Annotated in this window: 7 protein-coding genes; 1 reads left to right on the plus strand and 6 read right to left on the minus strand. The window is 48.4% G+C overall.

Annotated elements, in window-relative coordinates; all coding sequences use genetic code 11:
* Window positions 1–454 precede the first annotated feature (454 nt).
* Entirely contained in the window at window positions 455–901 is a 447-nt protein-coding gene (locus tag ACN4EG_RS26175; protein WP_431633227.1) for a hypothetical protein, read from the plus strand.
* A 112-nt stretch (window positions 902–1013) separates the two neighbouring features.
* Here ACN4EG_RS26175 and ACN4EG_RS26180 read toward each other — a convergent pair whose 3' ends face one another.
* The 6 genes from ACN4EG_RS26180 to ACN4EG_RS26205 all read right to left on the minus strand — a co-directional run bounded on the left by ACN4EG_RS26180 (window position 1014) and on the right by ACN4EG_RS26205 (window position 9591).
* On the minus strand, window positions 1014–1142 hold the full coding sequence (locus ACN4EG_RS26180) for a hypothetical protein (protein ID WP_431633228.1): 129 nt from the start codon (window positions 1140–1142) through the stop codon (window positions 1014–1016).
* An 86-nt stretch (window positions 1143–1228) separates the two neighbouring features.
* Window positions 1229–2077: an SWIM zinc finger family protein gene (locus tag ACN4EG_RS26185; protein WP_431633229.1), complete on the minus strand. Its 849-nt coding sequence runs from the start codon at window positions 2075–2077 to the stop codon at window positions 1229–1231.
* Between the two features lie 126 nt (window positions 2078–2203).
* Entirely contained in the window at window positions 2204–5425 is a 3222-nt protein-coding gene (locus ACN4EG_RS26190; protein WP_431633230.1) for a DEAD/DEAH box helicase, read from the minus strand.
* A 161-nt stretch (window positions 5426–5586) separates the two neighbouring features.
* Window positions 5587–6759, minus strand: coding sequence for a phosphoserine transaminase (locus tag ACN4EG_RS26195; RefSeq protein WP_431633231.1), 1173 nt, complete (start codon window positions 6757–6759; stop codon window positions 5587–5589).
* Window positions 6760–6954: 195 nt separating this feature from the next.
* Window positions 6955–8427, minus strand: coding sequence for a lysophospholipid acyltransferase family protein (locus tag ACN4EG_RS26200; protein ID WP_431633232.1), 1473 nt, complete (start codon window positions 8425–8427; stop codon window positions 6955–6957).
* Between the two features lie 318 nt (window positions 8428–8745).
* On the minus strand, window positions 8746–9591 hold the full coding sequence (locus ACN4EG_RS26205) for an alpha/beta hydrolase (RefSeq protein WP_431633233.1): 846 nt from the start codon (window positions 9589–9591) through the stop codon (window positions 8746–8748).
* Window positions 9592–9761: the final 170 nt, after the last annotated feature.

Genomic DNA, 9761 nt, shown 5'->3' on the forward strand with positions numbered 1-9761 from the left:
GGGGGGATGAAGAGGGGATATTATTTCTTGGCAAATCCCTAAGGTGTTGGATTCTCTCTGAGTTGGAGGCTCTCTTACAGCGTATCGAGTTCAGCTAATTTTGGCTAAAATATCAATGTGTGTTTCTTCATATTTAAAATACTATACCTAAGTCCATCAAAAGTTATGAAATCTTCCTATCGCAAAATCTTGATTTTGATTTGTAAACAAGAAAGCATTTATGTGACTATTTTTTAGAGTATTTTACAATTCATCAAGAATCCCGATCGTGGTGATGGGGTGAGTGCTTTTTTGGGAATTTCGCAGTACGCTTTTGGTGGTGGCTTGTGATAATAGCGGAGTCACGTCAGGGAAGATGCCCAATGCAGTCTTTGAGGCTTCCCAGATTCCTAGGTTCCAGGTCGATCGTGGGCTGGCTTCTCGAGAGGTTTAACCGATTAGAGAGATTAACACTATGACCAATAATCCCATTCTTAATCAAATCAATGCCCTCTGGCGGGATATGCAGGATCCCAAGACGGGGGGAACGCTGCTGGATGCATTGAAAAGATTGTTTCACCTATTATTTCAATTCTTTTTGCTAGCTGTTTTGTTAATTCTATTAGCGTTTGCGGCGATCGTCTGGTTGGGGGGGGTAGCCTTTCAGACGGGGCGGGACGATCGGCAATGGGTTAAAGAACATCCTGAGATGGATGGCAATGGGTTTGCACTATACATTGCGAGCAAAAACTTACTTGCTCCCTTTAAGTGGTTGAGCTTGCTGTCTAATTATATTTTGTACAAGCTGCTGGGTTTCACGCCTGCTAACACTGCGCTTCCTGCCACGGATTCCAAAGCGCTGTCGGGGGGATCTGCGATCGGTTCCATGCCTGCAATAGCATCCACAAAAAAAATGGTCTAGGGAAAGGTGCTGAATCTCAAATAATAACTGCCCTCTACAAGCTGTAGAAGGCAGTTTTGAGTTGGATATTTGTACTGAATTTGTGCAGTGAATTGGCCACTCATCCAGTAATCTAAGAACCCTGATTCTCTTGGGTGGTGTCTGGATCGGCAGGAAGGATAAAGCCCAGTGTCCAAGCAACAACAGGGATCACAATAAAAATCATAGTGAACCAAAAGGAAAAATGATGAACTAGGGACATAGGAAATTACCAAATTAAATCATGTTGGGGTTTAGTTTCGATTATGGCGGAGGCAATGGCAAGAAAATCGGTAGAAAACCTTAAGGCTATAAAATATCTGGGTTATTTTTTTTCACGCGATCGTAAATTTCTTCCATGAGTGTAAGAAACGAGGTTTGATGTTCCCAAAAAGCAGGAAAATCTCCTTGTTTCTTCAATAGGATGCTGGAAATTGGGCTTGGCTCAGCAGGCTCGATGGCTTTAGGCAGACCTTGGTGGCCCATCCAGAATTCCTTGGGGCTAGGGAGGGTGTCTGCGGGGATAAGTTTCGGGCGATGGTAAAAGCTGGTCAGTGTTGTTAATGGGGTGGTTGTCCGATTCAACTCTTGGAGCATGGCTTTGCCCAAGGGGGATTCTGCTAGCAGGGCTTGAAAGCGATCGCGGGAAATGCCCCGGAGTTCAAACAGGAGAAAGGGATCGCGATCGAGTTCTGCGGCAACCAGGTAATAAACGCCTGCAATGTGCTTACAGGGGTTGCTGTAGTCAGGGCAGGAGCAACGGGTTTGAATGTCCGATCGTTTTTGAGGGAGGAGGTGAATTCCCAGGGTTTTAAATGGCTCTTCAATATTTTCCGGAATTTCATGCATCATTAATTTTGAGAGAAATCCGGCTTTGGTGGCAATAAATGCGATGACGGCGGCCCACTGGGCTTCACTGATAGGCTGAAATTCAATTTCAGTGGTGTAGAGAGGTTCTTTGTAAACGCCAAAATAGGGATTGACGGAGCCTCTAACTTGTGCGGTAACGTGCCCCTCCTGAATGGTAAAACTTTTCACTTTATTGCCTCGGGCATAGGAGCGGCCTCGGTTGAGACGATTGGAATCGGTGAAGGATTCCAATGTGGCGATAAAGCGTTTGCCCCACCAGTTGCGACTGAATTCGTCTTGTTGAGCCATGGTGTTTTCTCCAGGTTGTTTTCTAGCGTTTGCTCGAGCGTGGTGAATGGGGAATGAGGTTGAATCTGCTTGGGTCTTCAGCGATCGTGTTACTGATCACCAATTCTGTACTGTCTGCAAAATGATTTAGTCCACGATCGCTTTCTGATTTAAGGCAATCAACTGTTTAAAAGCCCGATTGTCCAATTCGCTTAACCAAGTTTCGTCGTTACCTACGATCGCCCCTGCCAGTTTTTTCTTATCTTCAATCATTTGATCAATTTTCTCTTCCAGCGTCCCAAGGGCGATGAATTTGTGGACAAATACATTTTTGGCTTGACCAATGCGGAAGGCACGATCGGTGGCTTGGTCTTCGACAGCGGGGTTCCACCAGCGATCGTAATGGAAGACATGGTTGGCTTTTGTCAGGGTAATTCCTACTCCGCCCGCTTTGAGAGAGAGAATAAAAATGGAAGGTTGGGTGTTGGGATCTTGGAATTCGGCAATCATCTTTTCTCGTTTGGCTCGAACGGTTCCCCCATGTAGGTAATAGGTGTTGTAGTGCTGATGCTTAAATGTTTTTTCCAAGGCTTCACCAATTTCTGTAAATTGCGTAAAAATCAGTAGGCTTTCTCCCTCAGACATAATTTCTTCAACCATTTCTAAAAGTCGCTCTAGTTTGTGCGATCGAGCGGCGCTGAATTCACTATTGTCCTGGAGAAATTGCATGGGGTGATTGCAAATCTGTTTAAGTTTCATCAGTGTTGCTAAAATCATGCCCTTGCGTTGAATGCCAGTTACTTGGTCGATCGATTGACTGACTTCCTTCACGACCGCTTGGTAGAGGGCTGCCTGTTCTTTAGTCAAGTTGCAGTAGCATTTCTGTTCGACCTTATCCGGGAGATCTTGAATGATGGCCGGATCGGTTTTGACACGGCGCAGGATAAAGGGTTCAACGAGCTTCTTGAGGGTTTGGGACTGGGTCAGGTTATGGTCTTTCTGAATGGGAATTTCGAAGGACTGTCGAAACTGGGATTCTTTGCCCAGGTAACCGGGATTTAAAAAATTAAAAATTGACCAGAGATCCATGAGTCGATTCTCAACAGGAGTTCCCGTCAGTGCGAGGCGATGGGTACTGGGCAGTTTGAGGATGGCTTTTGTTTGGGCGGCTTTGGGATTTTTGATGTTCTGGGCTTCGTCGATGACAATGCGGTGCCAGGTTTGGGCGCTGAGTAGGGCTTCGTCCATGCGGGCTAAGGTGTAGGAGGTGACGACGATATCACAATCAGCGATCGCGGATTTAAACTCTTTTTTGTCACGAATGCGATCGGCTCCGTGGTGCAGCATCACCCGCAGGTGGGGCGCAAATTTTTCCACCTCTTTGCCCCAGTTGCCTACGACGGAGGTGGGCGCAATCAGTAGCGTGGGGGCAAGGTTCACAGAAGCCTGTTTGCGACGAGTTTTGGGTTTTGGAGCAGCTTGTTCTCGCTCGTAGACTAAGCGAGCAATGACCTGGGCTGATTTTCCCATGCCCATATCATCTGCCAGACAGCCGTTGAGTCCTAGGCTCTCTAAGTACACTAACCAAGAGACGCCGCGCCGTTGGTAAGGCCGTAGCTGCCCCTGAAAGGCTTGTGGATCAGCAATTTCTTCCATCTGGGTAGGCTGGTTTAGTCGTTGCAGCATTACTGATAGCGTTCGATCGTGCTCTACTGCTAACTCAACGTCGTCGTCACTGCTTGCGGAAAACTTCATTAAATCAATCAAGCTAAGTTCTGGTTTTTGTTCCCGTTCTTTTTTCCAGAACTCTAGCATTTGTTGCATTTTTGTTTGGTCTAAGACCATCCATTGTCCTCGGAATTGCACCATAGGCGTTTTGGCATTAACCAGTTGTTGCCATTCCTGTTCGCTAATGGTTTGATCACCGATCGCGAGTTCATAATCGTAGGAGGCCAGAGCGGTGGCAGAAAAGTAGCCACTGGATTCGCCGCTGGCTTTGGAATGGGGCCTTAGCCGAACTTTGGCGCGTTGTCTGCCCTTGGGTGTCCACCAACTGGGGACAAGGACTTGGTAGCCTGCTGCTTCCAGAATCCAGGCCGATTCCTGTAAAAAGTCAAAGGCTTCGCTGAGGTTGAGGGTAATTTCGCTAGGTCGATCGGTTTCTAGTCCGGCCCAGAGTTTGGGATAAATGCGGGCGGCATACCCGAGGTGGAGCAGGAGACCCTGTTCAAAGTCTTGGCCTAGTCCTAATTGGTGACGATCTTTGGGATGGGTGTGCCAATAGAGGGCGAGATCAACGCGGTGGGAGGGATCGGTTTTAGGAGAGGCTTGAAACACCAATTCCCAGGGTTTGTCAGGGTCTTGTGGGTCATCCAACTGGAAGCAAAGGTTGAAGTGTTCTGGGGCTTGGGATTGGTTGATCCGATCGCGCCATTGTTGCCATTGTTCGTAGAGTCCAAGGGCGGCGGCGGTTGTCCACGGATCGCTGGGGTCTAGGCAGGCATGAAGTAGGGTACCCTGAATTTTTTTCTCCAGCGCAGTTGGTCGAGGGGTGTGAATCAGAATTTCGTCTAGCAAACATTCCGAAAAGTGGCGCAGCAGGGTTTCTCGATCGTAGAAGCAGGGTTGTTCTGAGGGATCGACAAATCCGGTGCAGCAAAAGAGCGGCATCTGGTCAATGGATGTTTGCAGGAGGGTTTCGTACTGTTCGGAAACGATTTCCCAGCCGGGATGGATTTCAAAGGCTTCGGGGCTGGCAGGAGCAGATTTTTTAGCGGTTGTTTTGCGTTTTTTGGGAGTGGGCGCGGCTGAGATCGATCGATACTTTAGGGCGGGGATGTATTGATCCCGCAGTATCACTTGTTTGAAGCCTTGGGTATAGGTATACCAAAAGAGCAGATCGGCTCCCATTTGCACATCACTCAGGCGATATTGCGTCAGGAAATGCAAATCGTTCAGTAGTTTAATGATGTTATTGACGTTGGTTTGATAGTCGATATAAAAGACGGTTGCGTAACAATCAATTTCCCAGTATTGCCACTCGTAGCGATCGGGCAATTCGGTTTCTAGGTACCGGGCCATTTCCCAGGAGGGGAGGGGGGTATTCTTGACGGTGGGCAATAGGAACGATCGGGGAATAATATCTGCTTCGAGGGCTTTGTGCAGGTCTTTGGCGGTGTTTTTATAGGGCTTGATCGCTAGCGTTTCGCAGAGAAAAGGGATGAGATCGGGGGTGCGTAAATGGCCAGGATGGGTATCGGGGCTACTTCTGCGGGAGTTTTCTTCTGTTTCTACCCAGAGGTAAAATTGCCCGGTTTGAATAAACTCCGGGTCTGTATCTGGAATCCAGGTACCGTGCAAGATATACATGGGTGCTCTTACGATCGATGCAAGGGTGCGTGATAGTTTGAATTGTACTGAATCACCGGGCAGGGGATTGCTGAAATGAATACTTCTGTAACCATAAAAATTGGGGATAGGTACATCTAGACCCGATGCACCTATCCCCAGAGGGATGTAGCAATTGACGCCTAGCTGGTGGCTTCGGCTTTGACGGTGGCGTAGGCCCAATCTAACCAAGGCAATAAGGCTTCTAAATCGCTGGTTTCGACGGTGGCCCCGCCCCAAATCCGCAGTCCCGGAGGGGCCGATCGATAGGGCGCAATGTCGTAGGCAACGCCTTCTTTTTCCAATACCTTCGTCAGCTTTTTGGCGATGGCGGCTTGATCGTCTGCACTCAAACCGGTGAACCATTCATCGACAATTTTCAGACAAATGGAGGTGGAGGAGCGCTCTTCGGCGTTTTCAGCGAGGAACCCAGCCCAATCACTCTTTTCCACCCACTGGGAGATCGCTTGCAGGTTGGCGGTGCTGCGGGCGATTAAGCCGGAGAGTCCTCCGAGGCTTTCTGCCCACTTGAGGCTGTCGAGCACGTCTTCAACGCACAGCATGGAGGGGGTGTTGATTGTGTCGCCTTTGAAAATGCCTTCGATCAGTTTGCCTTTCTGCGCTAGCCGGAAGATTTTGGGAATGGGCCAACTGGGTTGATAGCTTTCTAGGCGCTGGACGGCACGGGGCGAGAGGATGACAACGCCATGTTGGGCTTCGCCGCCCAAAACTTTTTGCCAGGAATAGGTGAGGACATCAATTTTTTCCCAGGGAATGTCCATGGCAAAGACGGCGGAGGTGGCGTCACAAATGGTTAGTCCTTCGCGATCGTTGGGAATCCAATCGCCATTGGGAACTCGAACGCCGGAGGTGGTGCCATTCCACAAAAAGACCACATCATGGCTAAAATCGACGGAATTTAAATCCGGTAGGCTGCCGTAGGGGGCTTTTAGGAGCCGCACATCTTGGATTTTGAGTTCATCGACGACATCTTTAACCCATTCCTGCCCAAAGCTTTCCCAGGCTAGGATATCGAGCGGACGCTGGCCAAGCAGCGACCAGAGGGCCATTTCCACGGCTCCGGTGTCGGAGGCTGGGACGATCCCGAGGCGATAGTCTGCGGGAATGCCGAGGATTTGTTTGGAGCGATCGATGGCTTCGGCGAGCTTGGCTTTTCCATCCGCAGAGCGGTGGGAGCGACCCACGCAGGCATCTTGAAGGTTGCTCACTGACCAGCCCGGGCGTTTTGCGCAGGGGCCAGAGGAGAAATGTGGGCGTTGGGGTTTAACGGTCGGAGGTGTAAGAGATTCTGCCATGGGTGCTGGAATGCAGCGTTGCGTGTAAACAGTGAACGATGTATATGTAGCATTTCTTTGGTGCAAAGATCTATTTTCAGGTCGTTAACCTGGGCTTGCCCATTCTCCTTAAGAATTGTTTAGAAAATGCGATGTTTATTAAACTTGTCGGTTTGAGCGGCCTCTGGCGGTTTGAGGGCCTGCCTCGATCGCCGGTTACTGTTGCTCAGAGCTTCTTGTGCCTTGGGCGAGGGCCTGATAGAGATCGCTGGTGAGATCTTGAACAGCTTGTTTAGCAGATGCGCGATCGCGATGGTACAAGGGCCAACGATCGCTGATGGAAATGGGTTGACCGATCGTAACGCGGGTTTGTCGCCAACCTAACTTGGGCCGTTTGGGCGTCCGATCTCCTTTGATCCGGGCAACGAAATCGAAGAGAATTAATGTTAGCTCTGCCAGTTGTTCAACCGTTAGTTGTGCTTGTAGGTAGGGTTGGGTCACAGCTACAAAGCTTTCCACAAGGCGCATATGGCGTAGGGTGAGATGGGCTTCGGTGGCGGCCCAGTCGGCTAGCCCTTGGGTAAAGGGATCGAGGGTTTGCAGGCCTGCAATATCTTCGCGATAGATTACTTTCCATCCAGCTTCTTCAAGACGGCGACAGCGTTGGATAATACTGCCTTCAGGGGGCAATCCAAAGTGTTGCTCGGCAACGGTTAAGGCCGTGTCTAATAAGATTTGTAGTCGTTGAATTAAATGAGCTTGTAGGTGAGTAAAATCGTTGACTTGATCGACAATATTCACGTGAGAATCTGTGATTTTTTTTGCTTCTATCGATTGATGATAAAATTTTCGATAGAATTTCTCCATTTGATTAATCAAGTGCTCTGCCAAGCGTAAAAGCCGTTGATAAGCTTGTTTTTGAAGCGGAAAATCTTGTTCTGGTGGGGAATCAATGGAGGTTGGGGATAGTAAAGGCGATAGTCCTGTATCCTGTTCTAGCTGGTTCAAGACTTGGTCTAATTTGTGCCATGGTGGAGAGGCATAATGGTACTGAATCCCGATCGGTAAAATCCAAACCTGTTCTGGGCGATCGGCTTTCACTAAGTCTTCTACGCACCAAAACCCCAACTGCGCGACACCGGGTTCTAGGGGGCTGACAATTTGACTGTGACCGTTGGTGGCTCCTTCCGGGGCAACGGCAAGGGGGAATTGACCATTCAGCAATAATTCCCGCGCGGCCCGTAACCCGGTCAAATCTAAGCTTTTGCCTCGATGGACGGGAATGCCGCCCAGCCGAGAAAAGAACCATCCCAGCCACTTACCTGCCCAGATGGTCATGCCGCGATCGTAGAGAAAGTGGGCATGAATGGGGCGTTGCAGCGGAATTCCTTGTTGTTGGGCGATTTGAGGAATGGTGCGGGATAGAACAAATAGATAGCTGAGGGGATCATCTACTTCGGGATGACGCGCCGCGATGAGAAGGCGAATTTTACCTTGCTGGAATTGGTGATAGGCGTTGGCTAAGCGTTCTGGATAGATGACTTCCACATGGTTGATGCCAGCGGGGAGCCAACGGCGTAGTCTGATGCGTAATGTGAGGGGTAGTAGTAGGTGGACAAATCGTAAAATCCACGGTTGAAAGGATTGCGGGATAAATTTTAAGGGAGGTTGAACGTGGGACGATCGCAAAATAATTCTCCAACCAAGCTGGTTTCTAAGATTTGCTTTAATTTACGAACTGCTTTGATTCGCTATAGTGATTGGTTTGAGCTAGTGCTTTAATTTCCTGTCGAACTACATGATTACAACCATACTTTTTTATTGAATTGTTTTACCGAATTGTTTGATTGATTCAAGTTGATTGATTCAATTTAATTAATTTAAGTGTTGATTCGATGGCTATTCTATTCTTGACGTGATTGGATTGTTTATCTGATGTTTGTTTGCAGTGCTTTTTAGTTGCGTTTTCAATATCTTCACCTATGTCTCAATTGATTATCAGGTTATCTAATGTGATAAATGGCGTTCTAGCCAATCTTCTAAATCTGCAATAACGGTTAGATAATTCAAGTCATTTTGTAACTCGTGATAGGCTCCTGGATATTCTTTCTTTTCTTTATCAGAAAAGGGGACTGCATCGAAGAATTGACGGCTTCCTTCCGGTAAGGTGACGCGATCGGCCTCGCCATGGAGAATTAATAAGGGGCAAGCCCATTGATCTGCATGGTTCTGAACCTGTTCGATCGTGGCCAAAAATTCGGTTGCTAAACGAGCGGTTACCCAATCATGTCGAAGAGGATCTTGGGCATCGGTGGCTAGGGCAACTGGATCTCGGGATGCTGCACTGAGGGGGATTCCACTGTGCAATCTGAATCGGGGGCATAGTCGGGATAGGAGTTGTCCAACGGCTATTTTTAGGGGGGAGACTCCAACTTGACCGAGGGCTGGAGATAAGGCGATGACCCCTTGAATCTGGGACATGGTTGCCGGATTACGCAGTACATAATCTAGAACAATTAGTCCTCCTAAACTTTGCCCTAGGAGAAAGATTGGGCAGTGAGGCGCTTGCTTTGTTATCCATTGCAGAAACGTTGCGAGATCATCACGGAACTCCTGCCATCTGTTGATGTAACCCCGTTGTCCCTCAGAACGACCATTGCCTCGAAGGTCAAATGAATAAATAGCATAGTTGTGAGGGACGAGGGTTTGAACAATGTGCTCGTAGAGTCCACAGTGTCCACCTACCCCTGGAACGATCGTCAGGATCGCCTTTGTATGATTTTGTGGATACCAATGTTGAAAATAAAGTTTAAGATCGGCTGATTTCAAAGTCCCTTGACGATGACCAATCATGAGAATCAAGTAATTAAATATTTTGAGAAGCTCAGAGAGTCTTGCTTAGGAGAAACAGCAAAAACCCGAAGGCGTTGCCTCCGGGTAAGATGAATCAAGGGTTCAGGGTAAATTAGCTGAGAGCATTGATGGCGTAATCGATGTAGGAATTCGCTTCAACAGCGGCATCG

Source organism: Alkalinema pantanalense CENA528 (assembly GCF_050753345.1).
Lineage (GTDB): Bacteria > Cyanobacteriota > Cyanobacteriia > Leptolyngbyales > Leptolyngbyaceae > Alkalinema > Alkalinema pantanalense.

What these genes read in the sequence shown, in the direction of transcription:
- ACN4EG_RS26180 (WP_431633228.1), bottom strand. Translation starts at nt 1,142, where the DNA reads ATGTCCCTAGTTCATCATTTTTCCTTTTGGTTCACTATGATTTTTATT.
- ACN4EG_RS26175 (WP_431633227.1), top strand. Translation starts at nt 455, where the DNA reads ATGACCAATAATCCCATTCTTAATCAAATCAATGCCCTCTGGCGGGAT.
- ACN4EG_RS26185 (WP_431633229.1), bottom strand. Translation starts at nt 2,077, where the DNA reads ATGGCTCAACAAGACGAATTCAGTCGCAACTGGTGGGGCAAACGCTTT.
- ACN4EG_RS26190 (WP_431633230.1), bottom strand. Translation starts at nt 5,425, where the DNA reads ATGTATATCTTGCACGGTACCTGGATTCCAGATACAGACCCGGAGTTT.
- ACN4EG_RS26195 (WP_431633231.1), bottom strand. Translation starts at nt 6,759, where the DNA reads ATGGCAGAATCTCTTACACCTCCGACCGTTAAACCCCAACGCCCACAT.
- ACN4EG_RS26205 (WP_431633233.1), bottom strand. Translation starts at nt 9,591, where the DNA reads ATGATTGGTCATCGTCAAGGGACTTTGAAATCAGCCGATCTTAAACTT.